At 70.3% G+C, this 24,412-nt stretch carries 27 protein-coding genes and 4 tRNA genes; 9 read left to right on the top strand and 22 right to left on the bottom strand.

Annotated elements, in window-relative coordinates:
- Window positions 1-130: 130 nt before the first annotated feature.
- On the bottom strand, window positions 131-1,372 hold the full coding sequence (locus G555_RS0112710; RefSeq protein WP_028709150.1) for a helix-turn-helix domain-containing protein: 1,242 nt from the start codon (window positions 1,370-1,372) through the stop codon (window positions 131-133).
- Window positions 1,373-1,504: 132 nt separating this feature from the next.
- Between G555_RS0112710 and G555_RS0112705 the strand changes: the two genes are divergently transcribed.
- Window positions 1,505-1,684, top strand: coding sequence for a hypothetical protein (locus tag G555_RS0112705; RefSeq protein ID WP_028709149.1), 180 nt, complete (start codon window positions 1,505-1,507; stop codon window positions 1,682-1,684).
- Between the two features lie 201 nt (window positions 1,685-1,885).
- On the opposite strand, the gene rplL is transcribed toward G555_RS0112705, so the two are convergent.
- From rplL to G555_RS0112640, 13 genes are all read right to left on the bottom strand, one after another.
- The gene (gene rplL / locus G555_RS0112700) at window positions 1,886-2,281 is read right to left on the bottom strand and encodes a 50S ribosomal protein L7/L12 (RefSeq protein WP_028709148.1); all 396 of its coding nucleotides are present in this window, start codon (window positions 2,279-2,281) and stop codon (window positions 1,886-1,888) included.
- Window positions 2,282-2,297: 16 nt separating this feature from the next.
- A complete protein-coding gene (rplJ, locus tag G555_RS0112695) occupies window positions 2,298-2,951 on the bottom strand; it encodes a 50S ribosomal protein L10 (protein WP_028709147.1) in 654 nt (217 codons plus the stop codon).
- Window positions 2,952-3,330: 379 nt separating this feature from the next.
- The gene (gene rplA, locus G555_RS0112690; protein WP_028709146.1) at window positions 3,331-4,032 is read right to left on the bottom strand and encodes a 50S ribosomal protein L1; all 702 of its coding nucleotides are present in this window, start codon (window positions 4,030-4,032) and stop codon (window positions 3,331-3,333) included.
- A gap of 81 nt (window positions 4,033-4,113) precedes the next feature.
- On the bottom strand, window positions 4,114-4,545 hold the full coding sequence (gene rplK / locus G555_RS0112685; RefSeq protein WP_028709145.1) for a 50S ribosomal protein L11: 432 nt from the start codon (window positions 4,543-4,545) through the stop codon (window positions 4,114-4,116).
- Window positions 4,546-4,642: 97 nt separating this feature from the next.
- Window positions 4,643-5,428: a transcription termination/antitermination protein NusG gene (gene nusG / locus G555_RS0112680; RefSeq protein WP_028709144.1), complete on the bottom strand. Its 786-nt coding sequence runs from the start codon at window positions 5,426-5,428 to the stop codon at window positions 4,643-4,645.
- A gap of 13 nt (window positions 5,429-5,441) precedes the next feature.
- A complete protein-coding gene (secE, locus tag G555_RS21945) occupies window positions 5,442-6,152 on the bottom strand; it encodes a preprotein translocase subunit SecE (protein WP_245581267.1) in 711 nt (236 codons plus the stop codon).
- Between the two features lie 54 nt (window positions 6,153-6,206).
- Window positions 6,207-6,279: transfer RNA gene (locus G555_RS0112670), tRNA-Trp, on the bottom strand.
- 110 nt (window positions 6,280-6,389) lie between these two features.
- Complete coding sequence (locus G555_RS0112665; RefSeq protein WP_028709142.1) at window positions 6,390-7,415, bottom strand: UDP-N-acetylmuramate dehydrogenase; 1,026 nt, start codon at window positions 7,413-7,415, stop codon at window positions 6,390-6,392.
- Window positions 7,408-7,824, bottom strand: a complete 417-nt coding sequence (locus G555_RS0112660) for a MaoC/PaaZ C-terminal domain-containing protein (protein WP_028709141.1) — start codon at window positions 7,822-7,824, stop codon at window positions 7,408-7,410. Before G555_RS0112660 ends, G555_RS0112665 begins: the two co-directional genes overlap by 8 nt.
- On the bottom strand, window positions 7,824-8,249 hold the full coding sequence (locus G555_RS0112655; protein WP_028709140.1) for an FAS1-like dehydratase domain-containing protein: 426 nt from the start codon (window positions 8,247-8,249) through the stop codon (window positions 7,824-7,826). Before G555_RS0112655 ends, G555_RS0112660 begins: the two co-directional genes overlap by 1 nt.
- Before the next feature lie 88 nt (window positions 8,250-8,337).
- On the bottom strand, window positions 8,338-8,508 hold the full coding sequence (gene rpmG / locus G555_RS0112650; RefSeq protein WP_028709139.1) for a 50S ribosomal protein L33: 171 nt from the start codon (window positions 8,506-8,508) through the stop codon (window positions 8,338-8,340).
- Window positions 8,509-8,538: 30 nt separating this feature from the next.
- Window positions 8,539-8,611: transfer RNA gene (locus tag G555_RS0112645), tRNA-Met, on the bottom strand.
- 56 nt (window positions 8,612-8,667) lie between these two features.
- Window positions 8,668-8,740: transfer RNA gene (locus G555_RS0112640), tRNA-Thr, on the bottom strand.
- 146 nt (window positions 8,741-8,886) lie between these two features.
- Between G555_RS0112640 and deoD the strand changes: the two genes are divergently transcribed.
- Window positions 8,887-9,597 (top strand): purine-nucleoside phosphorylase, encoded by a 711-nt coding sequence (gene deoD, locus G555_RS0112635; RefSeq protein WP_028709138.1) that lies wholly within the window; start codon window positions 8,887-8,889, stop codon window positions 9,595-9,597.
- A 23-nt stretch (window positions 9,598-9,620) separates the two neighbouring features.
- On the opposite strand, the gene G555_RS19885 is transcribed toward deoD, so the two are convergent.
- The 5 genes from G555_RS19885 to G555_RS0112610 all read right to left on the bottom strand — a co-directional run bounded on the left by G555_RS19885 (window position 9,621) and on the right by G555_RS0112610 (window position 13,786).
- Window positions 9,621-10,286, bottom strand: a complete 666-nt coding sequence (locus G555_RS19885; protein ID WP_036922558.1) for a DUF6891 domain-containing protein — start codon at window positions 10,284-10,286, stop codon at window positions 9,621-9,623.
- Between the two features lie 206 nt (window positions 10,287-10,492).
- Window positions 10,493-11,293, bottom strand: a complete 801-nt coding sequence (locus G555_RS0112625) for an ABC transporter permease (protein ID WP_051209025.1) — start codon at window positions 11,291-11,293, stop codon at window positions 10,493-10,495.
- On the bottom strand, window positions 11,290-12,549 hold the full coding sequence (locus G555_RS0112620; protein ID WP_084635234.1) for an ATP-binding cassette domain-containing protein: 1,260 nt from the start codon (window positions 12,547-12,549) through the stop codon (window positions 11,290-11,292). Before G555_RS0112620 ends, G555_RS0112625 begins: the two co-directional genes overlap by 4 nt.
- Window positions 12,539-13,426 (bottom strand): serine/threonine-protein kinase, encoded by an 888-nt coding sequence (locus G555_RS21350; RefSeq protein WP_051209023.1) that lies wholly within the window; start codon window positions 13,424-13,426, stop codon window positions 12,539-12,541. The genes G555_RS0112620 and G555_RS21350 overlap by 11 nt, the downstream gene beginning before the upstream one ends.
- A 9-nt stretch (window positions 13,427-13,435) precedes the next feature.
- Entirely contained in the window at window positions 13,436-13,786 is a 351-nt protein-coding gene (locus G555_RS0112610) for a PadR family transcriptional regulator (RefSeq protein WP_036922555.1), read from the bottom strand.
- Window positions 13,787-13,926: 140 nt separating this feature from the next.
- Here G555_RS0112610 and mmuM point away from each other — a divergent pair, with 140 nt between their 5' ends.
- On the top strand, window positions 13,927-14,886 hold the full coding sequence (gene mmuM / locus G555_RS19875; RefSeq protein WP_051209021.1) for a homocysteine S-methyltransferase: 960 nt from the start codon (window positions 13,927-13,929) through the stop codon (window positions 14,884-14,886).
- On the opposite strand, the gene G555_RS19870 is transcribed toward mmuM, so the two are convergent.
- Complete coding sequence (locus G555_RS19870; RefSeq protein ID WP_051209018.1) at window positions 14,865-15,503, bottom strand: DUF4386 domain-containing protein; 639 nt, start codon at window positions 15,501-15,503, stop codon at window positions 14,865-14,867. The two genes, mmuM and G555_RS19870, sit on opposite strands and share 22 nt — an antisense overlap.
- Before the next feature lie 69 nt (window positions 15,504-15,572).
- Here G555_RS19870 and G555_RS0112595 point away from each other — a divergent pair, with 69 nt between their 5' ends.
- Window positions 15,573-16,247 (top strand): TetR/AcrR family transcriptional regulator C-terminal domain-containing protein, encoded by a 675-nt coding sequence (locus G555_RS0112595; protein ID WP_028709134.1) that lies wholly within the window; start codon window positions 15,573-15,575, stop codon window positions 16,245-16,247.
- 90 nt (window positions 16,248-16,337) lie between these two features.
- Window positions 16,338-16,763 (top strand): NAD(+)--rifampin ADP-ribosyltransferase, encoded by a 426-nt coding sequence (gene arr, locus G555_RS0112590; RefSeq protein WP_028709133.1) that lies wholly within the window; start codon window positions 16,338-16,340, stop codon window positions 16,761-16,763.
- Window positions 16,764-17,545: 782 nt separating this feature from the next.
- Here arr and G555_RS0112575 read toward each other — a convergent pair.
- Together G555_RS0112575 and G555_RS0112570 are read right to left on the bottom strand one after the other, a co-directional pair.
- Window positions 17,546-17,627: transfer RNA gene (locus tag G555_RS0112575), tRNA-Tyr, on the bottom strand.
- A gap of 84 nt (window positions 17,628-17,711) precedes the next feature.
- On the bottom strand, window positions 17,712-18,740 hold the full coding sequence (locus tag G555_RS0112570; protein ID WP_211223248.1) for a 3-hydroxyisobutyryl-CoA hydrolase: 1,029 nt from the start codon (window positions 18,738-18,740) through the stop codon (window positions 17,712-17,714).
- 75 nt (window positions 18,741-18,815) lie between these two features.
- On the opposite strand from G555_RS0112570, the gene G555_RS19865 reads away from it, so the two are divergent.
- From G555_RS19865 to G555_RS0112550, 4 genes are all read left to right on the top strand, one after another.
- Window positions 18,816-21,179, top strand: coding sequence for an alpha-amylase family glycosyl hydrolase (locus tag G555_RS19865; RefSeq protein WP_156887550.1), 2,364 nt, complete (start codon window positions 18,816-18,818; stop codon window positions 21,177-21,179).
- Window positions 21,179-21,970: a peroxide stress protein YaaA gene (yaaA, locus tag G555_RS0112560; RefSeq protein WP_028709130.1), complete on the top strand. Its 792-nt coding sequence runs from the start codon at window positions 21,179-21,181 to the stop codon at window positions 21,968-21,970. Before G555_RS19865 ends, yaaA begins: the two co-directional genes overlap by 1 nt.
- Before the next feature lie 143 nt (window positions 21,971-22,113).
- Entirely contained in the window at window positions 22,114-23,328 is a 1,215-nt protein-coding gene (locus tag G555_RS19860) for an MFS transporter (protein ID WP_051209011.1), read from the top strand.
- 80 nt (window positions 23,329-23,408) lie between these two features.
- A complete protein-coding gene (locus G555_RS0112550; protein WP_028709129.1) occupies window positions 23,409-24,398 on the top strand; it encodes a threo-3-hydroxy-L-aspartate ammonia-lyase in 990 nt (329 codons plus the stop codon).
- The last annotated feature ends 14 nt before the right edge of the window (window positions 24,399-24,412 follow it).

The following is a 24,412-nucleotide window of genomic DNA, read 5'->3' as shown; positions in this document are numbered from 1 at the left end:
AAGGCATAAATTCCGGGGGGAGCCTCGCAAACACCGACTCATCAGGGTTCCATCAGACGCCTCGGGGGATGCGCCAGATGGGACTATCTAACCCACACACCAGAGCTACTGTCAAGTTTCTTGACAGGTTTTATTCTGACGTCTGCGCGTGCAGGTGCCAGGAAGCGCTCGCCTGACCGAAGGCTCCCGCGGACTCGAACCGGGTGGCCGACCGCGCGAACGCCTCCTTCGCCTCCTTCGACTTGTCGAGGGCCACGCAGATCTCGCCGAGCAGCCGCTCCGCCTCGCCCGCGAGGTGGTCCGCCTGGTGCAGGGCCTCCTCCGCCAGGCAGTGCCGCACGAGCGACTCCGCCCGAGCATGGTCTCCGTCCCGGTAGGCCACCTTCACCTCCACGAGGTGGAGTTCCAGAAGGTCGGAGGGGTTGCCCACGAGACGCAGCCCCTCGCGCGCCAACTGCAGGCTCGTCTCCACGCCCTCGTCGAGGCCGGCCTCGACGCGGTTGTTGGCGATCGTCTTGTGAAGGCGTGCCCACATCCGCAGATCCCGCTGCGGCTTGATGTGCTCGAGCGCGCCCTCCAGATGGTGGATCCCGCGAGCGATGTCCTTGCGCTGGAACGCAGCCGTGCCCAGGGTCCACGAGATCAGCCCCCGTGAATACCCCGACTCCACTTCTTCGCGCAGTTCCCCTAGCCAGTGGCACAATTCCACGAGCTCATGGCCGCGATCGCCGGCCTCGCTACGGGCCCCGATGAGAGCCATCACGGCCTCGGCCTGCAGCATCACCGCCGTCTCGCGGGACGCCTCCACGGCCCGCGCGCCCCAGGTGATCGCGTCGGTGAGGTGGCCCGACGCGCGACTGGCGACGGACATCAGGGACAGCGCCTGCGACTTCAGGCTCGCCGACCTGGAGGCCACCTGGTCGTCGATGAGCTCCTTCGCCAGGCGCGACACCGCGCCATAGTCGCCGTCGGACAACAGCGCCTGAGCGAGCACGAAGCGTGCTTCCCAGGCGCGTTCGGCGTTGCCGGAGGCCGCCGCGAGCGCCGCCGCCCGGCCCGCGTTCCGGGTCGCCAGACGCCACTCCTGGTCGTGCCAGGCCCGCTCCGCAGCGAGCAGGTGCTCCAACGTCTCAAGGTCGGAACTGCCGTCCCGGACGGACGCAGCCTCCTCGGGGAACACCTCGAAGGAGGTAACGCCCAACCGTTCGGACAGGAACGCCGTGACGGCAGGGGTGGGCTCCCGCCGGCCGCTCTCCAGGTGAGAGATGTAGGACCCGGTGAACTGTTCACCGCCCAATTCCACTTGGGACATCCCACGCTCACGCCGGAGTTGCCGCAACCGGACCCCGAAAGCTGGCTGGGTGACCGCCATGTGATTCAGCTCCTTACTCGCCGTGAAGCGTCAACACTTGTCGTCAGTCTTGTCAAGACTTGACAGACTAGTCAAGCGCTAAGTAGTTTTTCGGGAGTCAGACACGACACGTCACCATTCGTAGGGGGAACGATGCGCAGGTCCGCACGCCGCATCATCGTCGCGATCGCCGCTACCGCCACGATCGGCCTTTCGTCGATCGCCGTTGGTGGGATCGGGCACCAGAACGCCGGGCAGGGCGACACTCCGCAGGACACCAGCTCCGTGCAACTGGCCGGCCAGGGCGACTGGCCCTTCAAGTGGGGCCGCTGACCACAACGCTGACCCCCATCGGTCAGTTCGCCCCCATCGGTCAGCCCGTTCGACGCACCTGTCGGCGACGGATTGCACCACGCTTCGTCCATAACTGAGTTTGCCGCCCGTCCCCGGTCGGCTACCCACCCCACAGCGCACAGCGCACAGCGGCGAGCCCCAGCCGGGGCTCGCCGCTGATCTGTTCTCAGTGCGTCAGGCTCACTTGACGGAAACCGTGGCGCCGGCAGCCTCGAGGGCCTCCTTCGCCTTGGCGGCCGCGTCGCGCGCGACCTTCTCCAGCACCGGCTTCGGGGCGCTGTCGACCAGATCCTTGGCCTCCTTCAGGCCCAGGCTCGTCAGCGCACGAACCTCCTTGATGACCTGGAGCTTCTTGTCGCCCGCGGCCTCGAGGATCACGTCGACCTCGGAGGTCTCCTCCTCGGCTGCCGCCTCCTCGCCGCCGCCACCGGCGACGGGAGCAGCCGCGGCGACCGCGACCGGCGCGGCTGCGGTGACACCGAAGGTGTCCTCGAACAGCTTCACGAAATCGTTGAGTTCGATGAGGGTCATCTCCTTGAACGCGTCAAGGAGTTCGTCGTTGCTCAGCTTCGCCATTGTGGCTCGTCCTTCCTTATTCCTCGGTAGATGCAGCGTCAGCCGCGTCGGTGGTGATCTCGGCGCTCTGCGGCTCCGAGGCGTCCGTCGCAGCGGGTGCTGCGGCGGTCTGCTCCTGGTCGGCCGGCGCTCCCGCGCCACCGATGAGGGAGGGGTTCTCCGCGGCCGCGGCCGACAGCGCGCCGAAGGCGCGTGCCGCCTGGCCGAGCGGAGCGGCGAACAAGGAGGCTGCCTGCGCCAGGGAGGCCTTCATGCCCCCGGCCAGCTTCGCGAGGAGAACCTCGCGCGACTCCAGATCGGCCAGCTTCTTCACCGCGGCGGCGTCCAGCACCTGCCCGTCGATGATCCCACCCTTGATGACCAGAAGCGGATTGGCCTTCGCGTAGTCACGCAGGCTCTTCGCCACGGTGGCAATGTCACCGTTGATGAAGGCGATCGCCGTCGGACCGGTGAGGTGCTCGTCGAGCCCCTCGATACCGGCCTGCTTCGCGGCGATCGCTGCCAGGGTGTTCTTCGCGACGGCGTAGGTGGCGTCCCCTCCGAGAGACCTGCGGAGTTCCTTCAGGTCTTTGACGGTGAGTCCGCGGTACTCGGTCAGCACCGCTGCGTCGGAGTTCTCGAGCTGAGACTTCATCTCCGCGACCGCAGCGGCCTTGTCCGGCCTCGCCATGGGTCTCCTTCCCACTTCTCTTGAGAACCGAGACGACCGGGAAAGAAAAACGTCCGCGCGCGCAGGCGGCGGACGTCGGGCTCATGGAGCGTGAACTGTCACCTGCGCGGGCATCGAGTCGATCTTAGGAGTTCGCACGCGAACTCACCGGCGGTCTTCGGCCGAACTCACTCTAGGCCAGGCGCCGCCGGACAGCCAAATCGGCGAGCTTACTCATCGCGGATGCCCGCATGGTGGTCGTTGACTCATCTGAAGATGCCCGCCCGGGCAACGGCTCCCGGCGGGTCGCCGCAGGGTCCCACCCGGCGGGCTTCGTCACGGTTCCGGGAACCAGACGGCCCCGCACCGAAACCGGTGCGGGGCCACTGTTCGCTGCGCGTCAGGCGTCCTGCGCCTTCGCGGCGGACGGATCCACCAGGACACCCGGTCCCATCGTGGAGGACACCGTGATCTTCTTGATGTACTTGCCCTTGGCCGCCGACGGCTTCAGTCGGAGAACCTCGTCCAGCGCCGCGTAGTAGTTGGCCACGAGCTGCGGCGCGTCGAACGACGCCTTGCCCACGATGAATGCGAGGTTGGCGTGGCGGTCGACGCGGAACTCGATCTTGCCGCCCTTGATGTCGGAGACGGCCTTCGCGACGTCCATCGTGACCGTCCCGGTCTTCGGGTTCGGCATGAGACCGCGCGGCCCCAGGACGCGACCGAGCCGGCCGACCTTGCCCATCATGTCGGGCGTGGCGACGACGGCGTCGAAGTCCAGGTAACCGCCCTGGATCTTCTCGATCAGTTCATCGGCGCCGACCTCGTCCGCTCCGGCGGCGAGCGCCGCCTCGGCCCGATCACCGGTGGCGAAGACGAGGACCCGCGCCGTCTTGCCCGTACCGTGAGGGAGGTTGACGGTGCCGCGCACCATCTGATCGGCCTTGCGGGGATCGACCCCGAGCCGCATGGAGACCTCGACGGTCTCGTCGAACTTCGCCGAGGCGTTCTGCCTGACGATCGACAGGGCCTCGGCGGGCGAGTACACCTGCTCCGGGTCACGGGCCTCGGCGGCCGCCCGGTATGCCTTGCTGCGCTTCATGACTGGTTTCCTTCGTTGTCCGGCGGTCTGCGACCGCCACCAGATGTGGTGCGGGCCGCGCAGGCCCTCCCACGGGTCGGGTCAGCCGTCGACGACGACGCCCATGGAACGAGCAGTGCCCGCCACGATCTTCATCGCGGCCTCGACATCGTTCGCATTGAGGTCGGGGAGCTTGGTCTGGGCGATCTCACGCACCTGATCGGAGGTGATCGTGCCCACCTTGTCCGTATGCGGTCGCGCCGAGCCCTTGGCCAGGCCCGCGGCCTTCTTGATGAGTTCCGCGGCGGGAGGAGTCTTCGTGATGAAGGTGAAGCTCCGGTCCTCGTAGATCGTGATCTCGACGGGGATGACGTTGCCGCGCATGGCCTCGGTGCGAGCGTTGTACGCCTTGACGAAGTCCATGATGTTGACGCCGTGCGGACCGAGAGCGGTCCCGACGGGCGGTGCGGGAGTCGCGGCGCCGGCGTTCAAGGCAACCTTGACGATGGCCGCGACCTTCTTCTTCGGAGGCATGTTTCCTGGGTCCTTGCTTATCTCGTGGCGGCTGGTCGGACCGCCGTGGTTGGCAGCCGGTATGGCTGGGGCCGCGGGAACGGCCCATATGCGACCCCTAGACCTTCTGGATCTGGCGGAAGGTCAGGTCGACCGGGGTCTCCCGTCCCATGAACTCCACCAGTGCCTTCAGGCGTTGGCTCTTCGCATTGATCTCGGTGATGGTCGCGTGAACGCCCGTGAACGGGCCGTCGACCACCATGACGGAGTCGCCTTCGGAGAAGTCGGCGACCTCCACCTTGCGCTTCCGCTGCGGGCTCTGGCCGGACGACTCGGCGGCGGCTTTCGCGAGGGCAGCGGGGGCAAGCATCTTGACGACCTCATCGAGGCCGAGGGGCACGGGCGAACTCGCGTGAGCGACGAAGCCTGTGACCGACGGCGTGTGCCGCACGGCGGCCCAGGACTCGTCGGTCATCTCCATGCGCACGAGCACGTAGCCGGGAAGGACGGTGCGCGTGACGTTCCGCTTGGTTCCGTTGCGGATCTCCTGCACCTCTTCGGTCGGGACGACCGTCTCGAAGATGTAGTCCTCCATGCCCAGTGCCCGCACGCGGCTGTCGAGATTCTGCTTCACGCGATTCTCCATGCCGGAGTACGTGTGCACGACGTACCAATCGCCGACCTCACCGCGCAGCCGCTCACGCAACTGCTCGATCACGGCCTCTTCGGACTCCGACGTGCCCGCGTCGATGTCCACCTCGACATCGTTCTCGTCCTCATCGGCGTCCGTCGTGAAGTCGAGGTTCAGCTCAAGGTCGTCGGCCACCTCGTCGGCCGGGTCGTCGACGCCGAGGTCGATCTCGATGTCGTCGGCGTTCAGCGCGAAGTCTTCGTTCTCGGTCATGATCCCCTACCTCCTAGGCCTGCCGCCCGAACAGCCACAGCAGACCAGCGCCGAACCCGAGGTCGAGCAGCCCCACGTAGGCGATGATGAGCACGACGAACAGCAGCACCACGATGAAGTACTGCCGCAACTGCGGGAGCGTCGGCCATACGACCTTCTTGAGCTCCCCGACCGACTCACGCGTGAACTGGACGGGGCCGGTGCGACGGGCGCGCGCCTTGCCCTTCTTCTTCTTGTTCGCCGAGACCTTCTTCTTGCCCGTGTCCGACGCCTCCGCGGCAGCGGTCCGCCGCTGCGGCCGGCGCGAGCCCAGCCCGCCCTCCGCCTCGTCGGGAGACGCAGCGCTCGTGGGCGTGACCTCGTCCTCGGCCTCGTCGTCGACAGGGGCCCGGCGCACCGGGCGCTTGCGGCGCTCGGGACGCGACGACGCGGCCACCGCAGCGGCGGCCTCGGCCTCGGCGAGCTGCTCCTCGTCGTCGACCTCGAAGTCGAGCGGTGCGATCCGCTCATCGACCTCGGCGGGGTCGAGGTCGCGCGCCGACACGGCGTCGAGCTCCTCGGCTTCGGTCTCGTCGGCCGCGACCTCGTACTCGTCGGGATCCACAAGATCCTCCGCCAGCATCTCGCCGGGGAGGTCTGCGGTCAGGTCGCTGTCGGCCGAGTCATCCGGCGTCACAGCAGAGGGAGCCGACTCGGGAGAATCGGTCTCGTCTGTACCGGCCACGCGGATGTCCTTCTGGTCGAGATCGGGTCGTGCTAACAGGCGCGGGGCCTGCAGCAGGGCAAGAGGGACTTGAACCCCCAACCTGCGGTTTTGGAGACCGCTGCTCTGCCAGTTGAGCTATTGCCCTCCGGTTCGACTCTCGCCCGCGGGCACGCCACACAGACTGGCAAGTCTCACCAAGATCGTTAGTGTACGTCGTCCGGCCCCACGAGTCGAACCGGACGCTGCCACACCGGTTCAGAGCCGACAGCCCACCAGGTTGGGCTCCGGCCGGAGCGTGATACCGAAGGCGGCCTCGACGCCGGAGCGGATCTCGCGCGCGAGGGCCAGGATATCCGCTGCCGTCGCTCCGCCGCGGTTGGTGAGCGCGAGGGAGTGCTTCGTCGACAGCGTGGCCGGCGGGGTGCCGTGCCCCTTCTCGAAGCCGGCACCGGAGATGAGCCACGCCGCGCTCGTCTTCACCGTCCCGTCCGGCTGCCTGTAGCGCGGCGCCTCGGGCGGCAACGCATCCGCCTCAGCGGCCGTCAGGATCGGGTTGGTGAAGAACGACCCCGCGCTCCACGTGTCATGATCGGCGGGATCGCGCACCATGCCCTTCCCGGCGCGGAGGTCGAGGACCGCGGCGCGGACGGCGGCGACGGGTGCCCGATCCCCCGGCTCCAGGCCGAGCCTGTGGGCGAGTTCGGCGTACCGCAGCGGCTCCGACTCACCGCCGACGCCCAGGCGGAACACCACGGCCAGGACGACGTAGTGGTCGGGATCCTGCTTGAACACCGAGTCCCTGTACCCGAACCGGCAGTCGGCCTTCGACAAGGTCATCGTCACCCGGTGATACCTGTCGTAGACCTGCACGCGGGCGATGGTCTGCGACACATCCGCGCCGTACGCACCGACGTTCTGCACCGGCGTCGCACCGGTGAGCCCCGGAATTCCCGCCAGGCACTCCAGGCCGGCCCACCCGGCGGCGACCGTGCGTGCGACGAACGCGTCCCAGTTCTCCCCCGCCGCGACGGTGACGCCGATGCCGCCACCGGGCAACTCGGCCGCATCGACGCCCCGGGTCGCGATGTGCACGACCGTGCCCGGGAAGCCCTCGTCGGCCACGAGCAGGTTCGACCCGCCACCGAGCAGCAGGACAGGCTCGCCCGCCGCATCGCAGGCGTCCACGGCCGCGATGAGATCCGGGGTGGACGTTGCGGTCACGAACTCCGCGGCCGGTCCACCCACGCCCAGAGTCGTGTGATCGGCCAGCCGCTCAGTCAACGCGGACCTCGGCCACCGCACCGCCGAGGACCTTCTCCCCGCCGCAGCGCGCCTCGATCGACACGGTCGCGACCCCGTCGGCGACGGCCTTCACGACGCCCTCGATGTCGACGGCCGTCCCGTCGGCCGTATCGGGCACCCGCACCGGGCGCGTGAAACGCACCGCATAGCTGAGGACGCGGCCCGGGTCGCCGACCCAGTCCGTGACGACGCGCAGGGCGGTGCCCATGGTGAGCATGCCGTGGGCGATGACGTCGTCGAGGCCGAGCTCGGCCGCGGCGCGATCGGAGTGATGGATGGGGTTGAAGTCGGTGGACGCGCCTGCGTACCGCACCAGGTCGGTGCGGGTGAATCGCACCGTCAGCGAGGGCAGCACGGTTCCGGGCTCGACCGCGTCCAGGGCGCTCATCATGCGGCTACCTCCCGGTTGTGGATGAGGGTCGACGTCGCGGTGCAGATCCGCTCCCCCTCGGTCGTGGCCACCTCGACGGCGATCGTGATCATCTCGGTCGCACCGCGGGCGCGGAACTTCGTGATCGACAGCGTTCCGGTGACGGCGTCCCCGGTGCGCAGGGGGCGGTCCCAGTCGAATCGCTGCTCGCCGTGAACCGTGCGGCGCAGTTCGAGCCCCAACTCGGGATCGGAGAACAGCGCGCCCCAGGCGGCGGCGCCGATGACCATCGCGAACGTGGGCGGGGCGATCGGATCGGAGCCCGTGTAGGCGGGGCTGTCGTCCTGGAGGGCGGCGGCGAACTCGTGCACCTTGGCGGCACTGACGACATATGGCTCGGTTGCGGGATACACCCGTCCGACGTGGGACTCGGAGATCGGCATGACCGACAGGCTAGCGCCTGCCCATGTCTGTGCGGACACACGAAAACAGGCCGTCGCGACGGACGGCCTGTCGACGTGGGTCAGGCGTTCAGCGAGTCTCGCGGTGTGCCGTGTGCGTGCGGCAACGTGCGCAGAACTTCTTCAACTCCAGCCGATCCGGGTCGTTGCGCCGGTTCTTCTTGGTGATGTAGTTGCGTTCCTTGCACACGGTGCAGGCCAAAGTGATCTTCGGCCGGATGTCGCCTGCCTTCTTGGCCATGCTTCCTCCAATGTCCCTGTCCGCGGTCGGTAGCGGGAGCGGGACTCGAACCCGCGACACAGCGATTATGAGCCGCTTGCTCTACCGCCTGAGCTATCCCGCCGCGTTCGGAGCCGCCGGCGTGAGCCGATGACGAGCGGTGATCGTCGCCCGAACGAGAGCCCCCATGCGGAATCGAACCGCAGACCTTCTCCTTACCATGGAGACGCTCTGCCGACTGAGCTATAGGGGCCGACAGCGCGTATAAACATACAGGACGCGCGAGCCCGCACGCCAATCGGACGCCGGGCTCGTGCGGACCGTCCCGGGGCGCCCTCGCACCGTACGCCCCCGGGCGCCGCCAGACTGGTCCCGACCGCCATACGACAAGGAGTCCCGATGGCCACACCGCACATCTCGGCCGCCCCCGGCGAGATCGCCCCGCTCGTCCTCATGCCCGGCGATCCGCGCCGCGCCACACGCATCGCCGAGGCGTTCCTCGACGACGCGCGACTGGTCAGCGACGTCCGCGGGATCGGCGTGTACACCGGGGCCCATCAGGGCGTCCCGGTGAGTGTGATGGCGTCGGGCATGGGGCTGCCGTCGATGTCCATCTATGCCACCGAGCTGTACCGCCACTACGGGGTACGCCGCATCTGCCGCGTCGGCACGTGCGGGGCGATCAGCGAGGCTGTCGCCGTCTCCGACGTCATCATCGCCGCCGCGGCGCACACGAACTCGCGTGTGGCGTCCCTGCTGGTGCCCGATGTGACGGTGTCGCTCACCCCGTCGTTCGACCTCCTCCGGGCTGCGGTGGACGCCGCCCGCGCCGGCACCGCCCCCGTGCACGTCGGCCCGGTGTACAGCTCCGACTACTTCTACCTCGACCGGCCCGACATCATCGCCGGGCTCGACGCCCTCGGCACCCTCGCGGTCGAGATGGAGGCGGCCGGGCTGTACGCCTGCGCGCTGCGCGAGGGCGGCGAGGCGCTCACCGTGCTGACGGTGAGCGATCATCTCCGGCACGGCGCGGCTGATCTGAGCGCCGGGCAGCGGGAGACGATGTTCGCCGCGACGCTCGACATCGCCGCCGCCGCACTGCTGGGCTGAGGCTGCGGCGCCGCGGAGGACCCCTACACCTCGGCGTAGTAGTCGACGTCGCCGAGCAGGATGCGGGTGCCCAGGTCGCGGTTCCAGATCACCTCGACACCGTGCCGCTCCAGCACCGGGAACACCTCGTCCACCATGAGCGCGGTGGTGAGCCGCTCGTACGTCTCACCCTGCTGCGCGTCGGTCAGCGCATTCCACTCGTCCTCGGGCATCCATGCGTCGAGGAACACGCCGTAGTTGACGTACGTCTGGCGATCCTCGATCAGGCGGTCCGCATCCTGCATGTGGTAGAAGACATAGCCCCGCGCAGTCCCGGCTCCATCCCGCTCGCCCCAGATCTCATCCGTGCCGCAGTTGCCGCAGCACGAGAAGTTCTCGCGAGCCACGACCCCGAGGGAGCCGAGTTCGGAGAACGCCGCGGTGAGGGCGCTCCGTACATCCGGCCAGGCGGACTGCTGCTGGCGGCGGGCGTCGAGGACGGCGGCGAACGCCGCCCGACCGCTCTCCTCGGACACGTGCCAGTCGCGGAACTCCTCCTCGTACAACTCCAGGAAGCCGTCGGGGTCGGGGTCACCCCGCAGGATGTGGCGCCAGGCCGCGTCGCGCAGATCCTGCTCGACGTCGGGAGTCAGGCCGAGGGACGCGGGGAGCCGGAGTCCCGCGGGTTGATCGTTCGTAGGCGTCGTCACGGCGAAAGCCTAGAGGACGTGGGGTCCACCCGGCCGGTGCGGGGGTGGGTGCGAGAGCGGCCAGACTCCCGCTACGGTGGAGGTCTTGGCGCGGCCGACCAGTCGGTAAGGCGAAACTCGGGTCGTCCCCGATGGGGTTCGAGAAGGGCTGGAAGTAGACCCCGGTTTCGTGCCGCCCCGAGATCGCGGCCGGACGGTTCCGGTCGCTAGAGCGGCATCCGCCGCACAGCGAGGACGGCGAGCGCCAGGCATGCTGCGACGGCGCAGCCGCCCGTGACGAGGGGCCAGGCCACGTCGGCGGTGGTGGCGCCTGTCGCCAGCGTGCCGACGAGGCCGGGCAACCCGGCGGGGCTGTACCGCGCAGCCGGCCCCCACAGGGACAGCAGCGAGAGCGCCACGAGGACGCCGAGGCCCACCCCGGCCGCGGCCGCCGTCGAGCCCAGCGCGGCCGACAACGCGATCATCACAGCCACGAACAGCATCGCGAGGACCAGCCACACCCCGGTCGCCCGGAGCAGGGGCACGACATCGGCCGAGCCGAACAGCGCCGCCGTCAGGCCCCAGGTGAGGAGCGCCCCCACGACTGTGGCGACGACGACCAGCCCGAACGAGGCGGCACCCTTCGCCAGCACGAACGCCGCCCGCGACACGGGCTTGGTGAGCACGAGCAGCGCCGTTCCCTGCCGCCGTTCGGCCGACACCACGCCGGCCAGCGACACGATGAGCACCATCAGGCCGAGCTGCTGCAGGTTCTTCGCCCACTGCGCCCAACTGTCGAGCGCCGTCGGGTCGGGGACTCCCGCCGCCGATCCGAGGACCGACTCGACGAGTGCCTTCTGGAACCGCGCGGTGACCGGCCCGGACAGGGCGAAGAACACCACTGCTCCCGGCACGACGTACAGCCGCCAGGTGCGGACGATCTCGCGGAGCTCCTTGCCGAGCAGCGGGCCGAAGCCTGCGAGCGGCCGTCTCCCGGCCGGCAGTGCCCGCATCCCCGTCGCGCTCACGAGGCCACCGCCGTGGCCGAGCCGGGTGCGACGAGGCGGACGAAGGCGTCCTCCAGCGTGGCCTCGCTGCCGTCGAAGCGGACCAGCGCCGAACCCGTGGCCGCCAGCAGCCGCGGGACGCCTCGCAGCGCCGCCGGCCGGTCGCTGACGCGGAACTCCATCGTCGCCGGGTCGGCGAACGACTGTTCGACCGCGACCACCCACGGCTCGCGCCGCAGCGCCGCGGCGAACGCGGCCGCGTCCCCGTCGACGACCAGCGACAGGCGGGTCGTGTCGGCGTGCCGCGCGATGAGCTCCGCGACCGTACCGGCGTCGGCGACCCGGCCGTGGTCGAGGACGGCCACCCGGTCGCACACGCGTTCGGCGTCGGTCAGGATGTGCGTCGAGAACAGGACCGTCGTGCGGCCGCGAAGGGATTCGATCATGTCGAGGACGTCCTTCCTCCCGAGCGGGTCCAGCGCCGACGTCGGCTCGTCGAGCAGCAGCAGGGACGGCGCGTTGACGAGAGCTTGGGCGATCCCGAGGCGCTGCCGCATGCCACGCGAGTACCCGCCGATCCGCGTGCGGACACCGCCCAGCCCGGCGAGGTCGAGCAGAGCGGGGACGCGCTGGTCGACCACGTCGGACGGCAGGCCGAACAGCGAGCCGGCGAAGCGCAGGAACTCGGGAGCGGTCATCCACGGGTAGAAGCCCGGGACGTCGGGGAGGAACCCGACCTCCCGGCGCGCCTGCCCCGGTTCGGCGCCGAGGACGCGGACGGTGCCGACGTCCGCGGCCAGCAGGCCCAGCAGGATGCGCAGCGTCGTCGTCTTGCCCGCCCCGTTCGGCCCGAGGAACCCGTACACCGATCCGGCCGGCACCGCGAGGTCGACGCCGTCGAGGGCGCGGACGTCCCCGAACGAGCGCACGAGCCCGCCGATCTCGACCGCCGAAGCGTCGCCGCTCACCGGCGACGGACCATAGAGGAGGCCGACCATGCCAGGATCTGCCGGTTGAGACGGCAGGGCGCGACGAGCCTCGTCCGCGACAGGCACCGGTCGGCGCCCGGCCGCCAGGAACACGATCGCACCGACCACCTGGACGGCGAGGATCACCACCGCCCACGCCCACTTCGGGAGCGACAGCCGCTCGCGCGGCGTCCGCGCCAGCACGACGAGCGCCACGGCGTACAGGACGAGCTCCAGCACCACCCAGACGCCGAGCGCGACCAGCGCCCACGTGGGCAGTGAGGCCGGCGACGACAGATCACCGTCCATCGGACGCCTCCGGGCCGGGTGCCGGAACGACGCGGTCAATCCCGGCGCGAGCGAGGGCTCCACTGAGAACAGCCGCCCGCAGCGTGCCTGCGGCGAGGGCGCCGAGCACCCAGGCTCCCGAGCGGCGCCCGGCCCACCGGGTCATCGCCGTGACTCCGGCGGCCAGATCCACGAGCACGACGCCCGCCGTCAGCGCCCCGAGGCGAGTCGCCAGGGCGGGCCGCGACGCCTGCGAGACCGAGACTGCGACCGCCCCGACCGCGCCGAGTGCCATGGTCCGCCCGAAGGCCGCCCGCGGGGAGCCCCACTCGTCGGCGGGGCCGACCGCGGGCCAGTGCAGGGGCGCGAGCCTCATGCGCGAGATACCCTCGGCGGCCACGACGAGCGTCACCGCGAAGGGCAGCACGCCCGCGACCGCGGCCAGGCGCCAGCGCGACACCGGGATCGCCGCCGCGACATCCTCGTCCAGTTCATCGGCCTGCACGAGGCCGAGTGCGCCCAGCACCCGCCCGACATTGAGGTCCCACCCGGCGCCCACGACACGGGGAACGAACCACGGCCCGGACGGATCCATCACGGCACGCAGCCGTGCCGGCAGCGTCCGCGGATCAAGCCCCAGCGGAACACCGAGGAGGCGTGGCCCGCCCTCGCCGCCGCGCTCGTCCGTCAGCCGTGCCGCGGTCTCGCCGGCGTGCCCGAAGCTCCGGACGGCCTCGTCGGGACCGAGCGCGTCGCTCGCCTCGCGCAGCGCCTCCTCCAGGTCGCGCAGTGCGGCCCGGCGGGCAGTGCCGCGCAGCGGGAGATGGCGCGCCACCTCGGCCATGTAGGCGGCGAGAGGACCGGGCATCGACGGCTCCTCGTCAGACGTGCGGAACATGCGTATCTCCTAGTCGTCCGGTTCTGTCCGGTCGGTCGTGTCGTCCAGCAGCGCGGCCATCGCTCCCGCAAGGTGGCGCCAGGCGCGGGCGAGGTCGATGTAGGCGCGCTCGCCGGCGGCGGTGAGCCGGTAGTACTTGCGCGGCGGACCGTGGGGCGACTCGCGCCACGACGTCTGCACCAGACCGGCGTTCCGCAGCCGCGCGAGCACCGGGTAGACCGTTCCCGCGCCCGCGTCCAGACCGGGACGGCGTGAGAGCAGTTCGACGATCTCGCCGCCGTAACGCTCGGCGCCGCGCACCAGCGCGAGCACGGCGAGGTCCATCGCGCCCTTGCGCAGTTGCGTCGTCCGGTCGTCCATGCGCCACCCCATCCTCGCCCCTACATGGTAATACCGACTAGCTGGCGAAACAAAGTACCGGCGCCGCACCGGCCTCGGCGCGAGGTGCGCAGACCGAGGGGACGAGCGCGGACGCCGCCGGGCGGCTCTACTCTTCACACGTGAGCACCCTGGCCCGGACCATCGCCCGCCGCACCGTCGTCCTCGACGGTGGGCTCGCCACCCTGCTGGAGAGCCACGGCCACGACCTGACCACCGATCTCTGGTCGGCACGCCTCCTGCGCGACGCCCCCGGCGCCATCTGTGACGCGCACAAGGAGTATTACGAGGCGGGGGCCGAGGTCGCGACGACGGCTTCGTACCAGGCGTCGTTCGACGGCTTCGCGGCGGCCGGGATCGACCGCGCCGAGGCGACCCGGCTCCTCACCGACAGCGTCCGACTGGCGGCCGCGGCCCGCGACGAGGTCGCGCCCGACGGCTGGGTGGCGGCCTCGGTCGGGCCGTACGGGGCGGCGCTCGCCGACGGTTCGGAGTACCGCGGCGACGACGGGCTCACGGTGGCGCAACTGCGGGACTGGCACCGGCCGAGACTGGAGATCCTGGCGGACGCCGGCGCCGACGTCCTCGCGCTGGAGACGATCCCTGGCCTGGCCGAGGTCGAGGCCCTGCTCGCCGAGGTCGACGGCACGGGGATGCCGGCCTGGCTCAGCCTGACCGCCGACGGCGACCGGACGCGGACGGGGGAACCGCTGCGCGAGGCGTTCCGGATGGCGGCCGACGTCGCCGAGATCATCGCGGTGGGCGTGAACTGCTGCGACCCGCGGCAGGTGCGCGGGGCGATCGCCGATGCCGTGAGTGTCGCGCTGGTCCCGGGCGTCGCGTACCCGAACTCGGGCGAGGCCTGGGACGCGAGCACCCACGCCTGGTCGGGCGAGGCCGCGTTCGACGCCGAACTGGTCCGCTCGTGGATCACGGCCGGCGCAGGGCTGGTCGGCGGGTGCTGCCGGGTCGGACCGGACCAGATCGCCCGCCTCGCCGCGGTCGTGTCCGCGGCCGCGGACGACGCCGGCACCCAGACACCGACGGCGCCTCCGCCGGCTCAGGCGGGACCGGCAACCTGAGGCCTGGCCGGTCCCGGGACGCCCGGCCGCAGCCCGAATGCGATCAGGTGGATCGCGAACCACAGCTCGAAGGCGAAGACCGGGATCGCCGCCGCCCCCGCCACCGGCCCGTTGACGGCGACGACGGACCAGAGCTGCCCGAGGTTGCTGGACAGCACGATCGCCCCGCCGGCCATGCCCAGCAGGGCGAGCGGCCTCGGCACGGCGCGGGAGTCCCACAGCAGCCAGCCGAGGACGATCGTGTTCACGCTGATCACGAGTCCCTGCCCCACGAGGAACGATGCGGTGTGCAGGAGGGTCGCCAGCTCCGCCACGGATCCGGCCGATCGCCCCATCCACATCGTCGCGATCATCGGCATCGTGCCGACGATGATGACGGACGCCTCGGCGACGCGAAGGAGGGCGAACGTCGTGGCGCGTGCCGCCCCGTGCTCACGCAGCAGGAGCCACAGGAGCACTCCGGTTCCGACGCACCCGATCGCCAGCGCGAACTCGAGCGTCACGCCGCCCGCCGTCGCGCCGGCGCCGTACGCGACCACGGCGAGCACGGATGTGACGTGGGTGACGAGGTAGAGGATGCCGGCGGCGCGCGCATGTTGGCGGGGACTGTGGCTCACAACCTGGTCCTTTCGATCTGGTATACGGTGTATGCCTCTTGTCGTCCATGCTAGGTGTACGATGTATACGTGTCAACCGCAGGCCCTCGTCGCCGTCTTGATCGCGCCCTCGTCGTCGAGGCGGCGATCGGGCTCGCCGACGAGCGCGGGCTGGACGCGACGAGCATGCGCGGGGTCGCGGAGCGCCTCGGGGTGACGCCGATGGCGCTGTACAAGCACGTCGCCAACCGGTCTCAGCTCGTCGACGAGATGCTCGACCGGCTCCTGGCGGAGATCTCTCTGTCAGACACGGCAGGAACCTGGCGCCGAACCGTCCGGGCGCGCGTGCTCTCCTCCCGTGCCGTGCTGGCCGCGCACCCGTGGGCGCGTGACGCGATCGAGTCCCGACCGCTCGCCACCCCGACGGTTCTGGCCTATATGGACTCGCTGATGACGGCCATGTTCGACGGGGGACTCTCCGCCGACCTCGTCCACCACGCGATGCACGCGCTGAGCACCCGGATGTGGGGCTTCACCCGCGACGTGCTGCCGACGCCACAGGCACCCGCCGACCCCGCCGAGAGATCGCGCGCCATGTCCGACTTCGCGGCGTCCTACCCCGCGATCGTCCGTATGGCGACAACCGCGCCCAACGCCGGAGCCGGCTGCGATGAGGATGCCGAGTTCCTGTTCGCGCTCGATCTCATCCTCGATGGAGTCGAGCAGCTCCACGCGGCCGGATGGCGCTCGGCACCGTCATCCTGAGCGTCCGCCGATCCGATCCCGTTCGACCACATTGATGGTCGGCCGCCCTGTCCATCGTGCACGGTGATGCGCAGGCTACTGTTGGGCGCCATGAGCGAACCGGTGCCCTTCGAGGTCTACGAGCCCGGCGTGTTCCTGCACGGCACGAAGGCGGAGTTGGGCGGTGGCGAGTTGCTGGTTCCCGGCCGCGAATCGAACTACGAGCAGGGCCGGCTGATGAACTATGCATACTTCACCGCGACGCTCGACGCAGCGGTCTGGGGAGCCGAGCTGGCGGTCGGTGACGGCCGGGGGCGCATCTACATCGTGGAGCCGACGGGCGCCTACGAGGACGACCCCAACGTGACCGACAAGAGGTTCCCCGGGAATCCGACCCAGTCCTACCGCAGTCGCGAGCCCCTGCGGGTCGTCGAGGAACTGCTGGGCTGGGTCGGCCACTCACCGGAGAAGCTCCGGGCCATGCTCGACGGGCTCGACGCTCTGCGGGAGCGAGGCTCGGCGCAGATCGAGGACTGAGCCGCGCGAACTCGCGCCCGAGAGACGCACGGAGCTGCTGCGATCCTCGGCCGCACCGCGCCGGCCTATTCGTTCGAGAACACGATGACGTGGTGGCCGTCCGCCGACCTCCGGAGGTGCGCCTCGTACGGCAGCGTCCCGGGCGCGCCCGGCGGTGGACGCCATCCCTCGACGTCACAGAAGTCCCGCTCGATGTCCAGCCACAGGCGCCGAGCATCGGCGGCTTGTACCCACTCCGTGATACCCGCACCGCACTCGACGTGAACGGCGTCCAGCTCGCCAAGGGTCAGGAGCCGCTCGACCTCTTCTCGCTCAAGAGGGCCGACTCGGTGATATTCGACCCCGTCCGAGCCGACCAGCCTCGATCCGCCGGCGACCCACATCCAACGTGCCCGCGCAGCACCCCGCCGTGACCTGTTCACACCGCGTGGCCGATCCATTGGGTCAACACCGACACGCTCGCCGGCGCCTTGGCTCTGGGCTTCAGGTCGGCCGGCGTGCGCGGCTGCTCGGGGTGATCGGTCATCGGCGCGCCTCCAGTGCTTCAGTCGAACGTGCAACGTCATCGTGGCGCACCGCCCGGTGCGGGCGCCACGCTCGATGGCCTGTCGCAGCAGGTAGGTGGGGGTGCCGTCCTCGATGCACTGCTCTATCGCGGTGGTCGGGGTGACGATACGCATCAGGTGCCACCATCCGACCTGACGGCGGCCGAGTTGCCCGGACCGGAATCGAAGTGGCCCCTGACTCGCCATTCAGGCTTGTCAGGGGCCACTTTTCGGGCGTGGCAGGTGTAGGGTTCGAACCTACGTAGGCTGTGCCGACGGTTTTACAGACCGCTCCCTTTGGCCACTCGGGCAACCTGCCATGTCAGGAAACCTGACGTCGGCCAACTCTAGCGGACCCCGTTTTGGTCGCCAAACCGATTGCCACGGGGAGGCGGGCAGGCCGTCACCCGACGATGGCCGACACGTGGGCGGGGGTGACCTCGTCCAGCGACGCCAGCGACCACACGGGCGAGCGATCCTTGTCGACCAGTTGCGCCCGCACGCCCTCGATGAAGTCGGGGCCCACGATGAGCGGCGGGCCGATGCGTCCGTCGCGGGCGAGCACCTCCGGAACGTCGCTCATCGTCCGCGCCTGCCGCACCGCGACCAGCGCCACCACCACCGACAGGGGCGACCGCTGCTCCAGCACCGCGGCGGTCTCGCGTGCCGCGTCGCTCGGATGAGCGCGCAGCCGGCGCAGGATCAGCCGCGCCTCGTCCAGGAGGCCTGTCGCGTCCGACGCTCCGGTCGCGGCGTAGCACTCGTCGATCCACCCGCGCTCGGCGACCAGCGGCGCGTCCGGAGCGGTGTCGCCGATCTCCGCCGGGGACGGCACCGCACCTTGTCGCAGCCCCGAGCAGAGGTCATCGAGGACGGCGGGGTCCACCAGTGCATCGGCCAGCCCGAGGTGGACGGCGTCGGCACCGGTCACCGCGAGCCCGGTGAGCGCCAGGTGCGTGCCGAGTTCGCCGGGGGCATGCCCCAACTGGTAGGTGACGCCGACGTCGGGGAAGAACCCGATGATCGTCTCCGGCATCGCCATGGTCGCGCGCGGAGTCGCCAGCCGCAACGAACCGTGGGTGCTGACACCCAGACCGCCGCCCATCACCACGCCGTCCATCCACGCCACATACGGCTTCGGGTACGTCGCGACGCGCGCGTTCAGGGCGAACTCGGTGGGCAGGAACTCGGCTGCCGCCGGGTCGCCCGACAAGAAGCCCTCCCGCAACGCCCGCACATCCGCCCCGGAACACAGCCCCCGCTCCCCCGCCCCGTCGAGAAGCACCGCGACCACCTCGGCATCGGTCTCCCACGCGGTGAGCGTCGCGTCCATCCGATCGATCATCGCTCGGGTCAACGAGTTGATGGCGCGCGGGCGGTTCAGGCGAAGACGTCCGAGACGCCCCTCGGTCCAGGTCAGCAGTTCCTCCACGGGCACCATTCAACCGGCACGAGCGGTCCGTCCCGGAGGTTGCCCACGCCCCGCGACTCGGAAAAGATGTCCGATATGGCTCAAGATCCCGTTCCCTGTGCCACCGCCGAGGCCGACTGGGCGACAGCGACATGGTCGCTGGGCCCGCGGAGTCAGCCCGACGGCATCAGCTTCGCCGTCCATGCTCCGGCGGCCACCCGCGTGATGATCGAGTTCTACGCCGAACCCTGGGGGGCGGACGCCGTCGCCTCGTTCGACCTCGCACACGCGGACGACGGCGTGTGGAGGGGCCTGTTCGCCGGCGTGGAACACGGAACCCTCTACGGGTTCCGCTGCTGGGGTGAGAACTGGCCGGTCGATCCGGCCTGGTCCCGCGGCAACTCGGCCGCCGGCTTCCTGGCCGACCTCGACGCACACGGCAACCGGTTCAACCCCAACAAGGTGCTGTTCGACCCCTATGCCCGCGAGGTCACGCACAACATCTACTCCGACATCCTGACGGTGCACGGGCAGAGCGACGGCATCTTCGGCACGGGTCACGGCGACTACCTCGGCGAGGTGCGCCGCAACGTCGACACCGGGCACTGGGCACCCAAGGGCATCGTGATCCTCGACGACACCGAACTCGGCCCCAAACCCAAGCTGCCACCCGAGCAGTCGATCATCTACGAAGCACACGTCCACAACCTCACCCAGCACCCCGCGGCGTCCCAGCTCACGACGCTTCTCGCCGGGGAGCCCGGGTTCGACGACGTCGTGAACATCCCGCCGCCGCTGCGCGGAACCTACCGGGCGGCCGGCCTGATGGCCCCTTACCTCAAAGGCCTGGGCGTGAACACGATCGAGTTCCTCCCGATCCACCAGACGAACAACTCCGAGAGCGGGCGTCCCGGCAAGTCCAACCACTGGGGCTACCAGACGCTGGGCTTCTTCGCACCGAACCGGCAGTACGCCTCCGACCAGTCCCCCGGCGGGCCGACGCGCGAGTTCAAGGAGATGGTGAACGCCTTCCACGACGCAGGCCTCGAGGTGTACCTCGACGTCGTGTACAACCACACCGCCGAGGGCGGCGTGTGGAACGGGGACGTGTGCACGACGGGATTCGTCTCGCTCGGCGGTTTCGCGACGGCCGAGTACTACTCGATGACCAACGAGTTCTCCCTCATCGACGGCGCGACAGGCACGGCGAATCAGCTCAACCAGTCGTCCCCGGCGACGAGACGCCTCGTGATGGACTCCCTGCGCTACTGGACCGAGGAGATGGGCGTCGACGGCTTCCGCTTCGACCTCGCGACGGTCCTGGGACGACTGCCCGACGCGGCCGACCGCGAGGACTGGGAGGCGCAGAAACGGTTCCACCCCGATCACCCGCTGCTGAAGGAGATCTCCGCCTACGCCCACGCGAAGAACCTGGAGGTCATCGCCGAGGCGTGGGACCTGTGGGGGTACGAGGTCGGCAACTTCCCGTTCGGGTGGGGCGAGTGGAACGGCCGCTTCCGGGACGCGCTCCGCCGGTTCCTCAAGGGGGACGGCAACACCAACGCGTTCATGGCGCAGTTCAACGCCGACTACGAGGCGTTCAACGACCAGGGAGGGCCCCACCGGTCGGTGAACTTCGTCACCGCACACGACGGCTTCACGCTCACCGACCTCGTCAGCTATACGACGAAGCTCAACGACCAGCCCTGGCCGTGGGGCCCGACGGACGGCGGCACCGACGAGAACCTGTCGTGGGACTCCGGCGGTGACCACCGGCTGCGCCGGCAGCGGATCCGCAACTTCCTCACCCTGCTCCTGCTCGCCCGCGGCGTCCCGATGCTCCTGTCGGGTGACGAGTACGGCCGCTCGCAGAACGGCAACAACAACGTCTGGTCCCTCAACACGATCGGCATGTGGAACAACTACCGGCAGGCCGTCAGCAACGCGCCGTCCCGGGAGGTCCTGAGCCCCGACGACCCGGAACTGCGCTACCACAACAACCTCGGCGTCGCCGAGACCGATCCCGACGTGAATCCGAACTTCCGGCTGGCGGTGTTCCTGATGCACCTGCGGACACGGCACCCCGAACTCCAGTCCGTGTCGTGGGGCGACCTGGCCCCGGGCAACCAGGACACGTCCTACCTGTACAGCACCGTGACGCAGGACGGCGCGCCGAGCGAGGGCGACCGCGCGCTCGAGGTCCACATCGACTTCCCGGGGGGCGGATTCCTCGTGCTGGTGAACATGTGGGACCGGCCGCTGGACTTCACCGTCCCCGACGCCTCGGACGGCACGGTGTGGCGCACGCTGGTGGACACCAGTCACGGGCACGAATGGAACTCCAACTTCTGGGACGAGGGCACCGGCGCCGAGGTCGTCGGGACGTACCTCGCCGCGGAGTGGTCCGTCGTCGTCCTCCAGTCGCAGCCGGCCCCCGCCCGGCCCGCCCGGGAGGCCTGATGCGCGTCGTCCTCTCACCTGCCAAGAGCCTCGACCTCACGTCGGCCCTCCCCCCGGTCCCGGTCACGCGGCCACGCCACGCGGCCCGCGCCTGGGAACTGGTGAAGATCCTGCGGACGAGGTCCCCGGCCGACCTGGGCGCGCTCATGCACATCAGCGACGAACTGGCCGCCCTCAACGCCACGCGCTACGCCGCGTTCCGCGCGCGCCCCGGCGCATCCGACGTCCGGCCGGCCGTCGCCACGTTCGCCGGCGACGTCTACCAGGGCCTGGACGCCTGGTCGCTGTCGCCGTCCGACCTCGAGTTCGCCCAGGGCAGCATCCGCATCCTCAGCGGCCTCTACGGCGTCCTGCAACCCCTGGACGGCATCCAGCCGTACCGCCTGGAGATGGGGACGCCCCTGGTCACCTCGCGCGGGTCGAACCTGTACGAGTTCTGGCGCGACACCGTCACCGCCGACCTCCGGCGGGGTCTCGACCGGACCGACGCCGTGGTCGATCTCGCCTCGCAGGAGTACTTCGGGGCGGTCGACCCGCGGACGCTCGGCCGGCGCATCGTGGAATGCGTCTTCACCGACGAGGGCCCGTCGGGCGGGTACAGAATCGTCAGCTTCTTCGCCAAGCGGGCCCGAGGGCTGATGGCTCGCTACATCGTGACGGAGCGTCTCACCGATGTCGCGGGCCTGCCCGGCTTCGACCTGGGCGGGTACGCCTACGCCGAGGACGTCTCCACACCCGACCGGCTCGTGTTCCGGCGCAGCAGATCGGCGAAGGACGCGGCTGCGGGCTGACCCGATGCCGAACGTCCCTCGCGCCGAGCGCTCCGTAACTGCCGGTTTCCGGCGAGTTTCCGGCAGTTGGGGAGCGTTCGACGGGCTGGTCTGGCAGGTCCGAAGCGCTCGCGGCCGCACACGGAAGGTAGGCTCGGTCGGCTATGCCATCGACTGACTCCTCGACGCACGGTCCCCGCTGGTTGCTGTTCCTGGGGCTCGTCCTGCTCGCGCTCAACCTGCGGCCCGCGACCGTCGACGTGACCCCGGTGCTCACCGAGGCGGCCGCCGCCCTCGGCCTGGACGCCGTGGCCACGAGCCTGCTGACGTCCATCCCCGTCCTGTGCTTCGGCGTGTTCGCCGCCGCCGGACCGTCGCTCATCCATCGCTTCGGCGTCCACCGCACGGGGCTGGGCGTCGCCGTGGTCGCCACGGTCGCACTCGCCGGGCGGTTCGCGGCCACGACAGGCTGGGCGTTCCTCACCTGGACCGTCGTCGTGATGGCCGCGCTCGGCGTGGGCAACGTGCTGTTGCCGGCCATCGTCAAACACGACTTCGGGAACCGCATCGGCCTCGCCACCGCGTCCTACACCACCGCCCTCACGCTGGGCATCACCGGCGCATCCCTCGGGAGTGCGCCCATCGCCGGCCTGTACGGGTGGCACGACGCTCTCCTGCCCGCCCTCTTCGCGGCCGTCGCCGCCGTCGTCGTGTGGGCGGCGATCGTGGCCGTCCGGCACGGCAGGGACGCCACCGGCACACCGGTCCCGGAGCGACGCGTCCGGCTGGGCGACATCGCCCGTACACGGATCGGCCGGCTCCTGGTCGGACTGTTCGCCTGCCAGGCGGGGCTGGCGTTCAGCGTGTTCGGCTGGCTGCCGACGCTGTTCCGCGACGCGGGCCTGGACGCCGTCGCCTCCGGAAGCCTGCTGGGCTACGTCAACCTCGTCGGGCTCGCCCTCGCCTTCCCGATCCCCGCGTACCTGGGACGTCATCCGCACGCCTACTGGGTCGTCCTCGTCGTGGGAGCGGCAGGGCTGCTCGCGATCGCGGGCCTTCTGGTCGCACCCGCCGCCGTCCCGCTGGTGTGGGCGACGCTGCTGGCGGTCGGGCTCGCCGGCTTCCCCGTCTTCCTCACACTGCTGTCGCTGCGCGCCCGGACCGCCGGCGGAACCGCCGTCCTGTCGGCGTTCGCCCAGTCGGGCGGGTTCCTCATCGCCGCGCCCATGCCCATGCTCACCGGTCTCCTGCATTCCCTGACAGGATCCTGGACGGCGCCGCTCCTCGTCTGGACGTGCCTCCTCGTCGGAATGACAGCCATGGCCGTCCTCTCCCTGCGGGCGGGTCACGTCGAGGACGAGTGGGGCGAACGCGTCTGAGGCCGGGGAACATGCCGTCAGGCAGGACAAGGCCCGGCGGGCCCGAGGACATCACGGCCGGCATGGCTACAGTGCGGAGCGTGGATGCCCGAACCTCGCCGACCTTCGCCGATGTCGCCGCGGCGGCCGAACGCCTCGCGGGCGTCGCCCACCGCACGCCCGTGCTCACCTCGTCGCGCATCGATGCGGGACTCGGCTGCCGGGTGTTCTTCAAGGCCGAGTCCCTGCAACGCGTGGGCGCGTTCAAGTTCCGCGGTGCGTACAACGCGATCTCGCGTCTCGATCCGGGTCAGCGCGCGCGTGGCGTGGTCGCCTACTCGTCCGGCAACCACGCGCAGGCGATCGCCCTGGCGGCACGGCTGCTGGGCGTTCCGGCGACGATCGTCATGCCGACCGACGCCCCGGGGATCAAGCGCCGCGCGACCGAGGGCTACGGCGCCCGCGTCGTCGGGTACGACCGCTATGCCGAGGATCGCGAGCAGATCGGAGCCGACCTCGCCGCCCGTGACGGACTCGCCCTCATCCCGCCCTACGACCATCCCGACATCATCGCCGGGCAGGGCACCGCGGCGCTCGAGCTGATCACCGAGGTACCCGACCTGGACGCGGTGCTCACGCCGCTCGGCGGCGGAGGCCTCCTGTCCGGCACGCTCTTGGCCCTGGGCGAGCGTCGCCCTCGGGCACGCGTCTACGGCGTCGAGCCCGCCGCGGGCGACGACGGGCTCCGGTCGCTGCGGGCCGGGCGGATCGTCCACATCGACCCACCCCGCACCATCGCCGACGGGGCGCAGACGCAGCATCTCGGGACGCTCACCTTCCCGATCATCTCCGAGCGGGTCACTGACATCCTCACCGCGAGCGACGACGAGCTCGTCTCCGCGATGGCCCTGCTCGCAGCCACGATGAAGATCGTCGTCGAACCCACCGGCGTCCTGGGGTTCGCCGCGCTCGCGCGGGAGGCCGCGTCCTTCCGCGGGCAGCGCGTCGGGATCGTGCTCAGCGGCGGGAACGTCGACATCGCCCGTTTCGCCGGTCTGCTCGGGCGAGCGGCCGGCGACGGAACGGCCTGACCGGGCCCGGCGAC

It is taken from the genome of Propionicicella superfundia DSM 22317, assembly GCF_000423465.1.
In the GTDB taxonomy this organism is placed as follows: domain Bacteria; phylum Actinomycetota; class Actinomycetes; order Propionibacteriales; family Propionibacteriaceae; genus Propionicicella; species Propionicicella superfundia.
Note: the sequence above shows the minus strand (reverse complement) of the source record. Positions and strands in the feature narration are given on the sequence as shown.

Coding starts and splice junctions, on each gene's coding strand:
- G555_RS0112710 (WP_028709150.1), bottom strand. CDS start 1,372: ATGGCGGTCACCCAGCCAGCTTTCGGGGTCCGGTTGCGGCAACTCCGG.
- G555_RS0112705 (WP_028709149.1), top strand. CDS start 1,505: ATGCGCAGGTCCGCACGCCGCATCATCGTCGCGATCGCCGCTACCGCC.
- rplL (WP_028709148.1), bottom strand. CDS start 2,281: ATGGCGAAGCTGAGCAACGACGAACTCCTTGACGCGTTCAAGGAGATG.
- rplJ (WP_028709147.1), bottom strand. CDS start 2,951: ATGGCGAGGCCGGACAAGGCCGCTGCGGTCGCGGAGATGAAGTCTCAG.
- rplA (WP_028709146.1), bottom strand. CDS start 4,032: ATGAAGCGCAGCAAGGCATACCGGGCGGCCGCCGAGGCCCGTGACCCG.
- rplK (WP_028709145.1), bottom strand. CDS start 4,545: ATGCCTCCGAAGAAGAAGGTCGCGGCCATCGTCAAGGTTGCCTTGAAC.
- nusG (WP_028709144.1), bottom strand. CDS start 5,428: ATGACCGAGAACGAAGACTTCGCGCTGAACGCCGACGACATCGAGATC.
- G555_RS0112660 (WP_028709141.1), bottom strand. CDS start 7,824: ATGAGCGCCCTGGACGCGGTCGAGCCCGGAACCGTGCTGCCCTCGCTG.
- G555_RS0112655 (WP_028709140.1), bottom strand. CDS start 8,249: ATGCCGATCTCCGAGTCCCACGTCGGACGGGTGTATCCCGCAACCGAG.
- rpmG (WP_028709139.1), bottom strand. CDS start 8,508: ATGGCCAAGAAGGCAGGCGACATCCGGCCGAAGATCACTTTGGCCTGC.
- deoD (WP_028709138.1), top strand. CDS start 8,887: ATGGCCACACCGCACATCTCGGCCGCCCCCGGCGAGATCGCCCCGCTC.
- G555_RS0112620 (WP_084635234.1), bottom strand. CDS start 12,549: ATGGACGGTGATCTGTCGTCGCCGGCCTCACTGCCCACGTGGGCGCTG.
- G555_RS21350 (WP_051209023.1), bottom strand. CDS start 13,426: ATGTTCCGCACGTCTGACGAGGAGCCGTCGATGCCCGGTCCTCTCGCC.
- G555_RS0112610 (WP_036922555.1), bottom strand. CDS start 13,786: ATGGACGACCGGACGACGCAACTGCGCAAGGGCGCGATGGACCTCGCC.
- arr (WP_028709133.1), top strand. CDS start 16,338: ATGAGCGAACCGGTGCCCTTCGAGGTCTACGAGCCCGGCGTGTTCCTG.
- G555_RS19865 (WP_156887550.1), top strand. CDS start 18,816: ATGGCTCAAGATCCCGTTCCCTGTGCCACCGCCGAGGCCGACTGGGCG.
- yaaA (WP_028709130.1), top strand. CDS start 21,179: ATGCGCGTCGTCCTCTCACCTGCCAAGAGCCTCGACCTCACGTCGGCC.
- G555_RS19860 (WP_051209011.1), top strand. CDS start 22,114: ATGCCATCGACTGACTCCTCGACGCACGGTCCCCGCTGGTTGCTGTTC.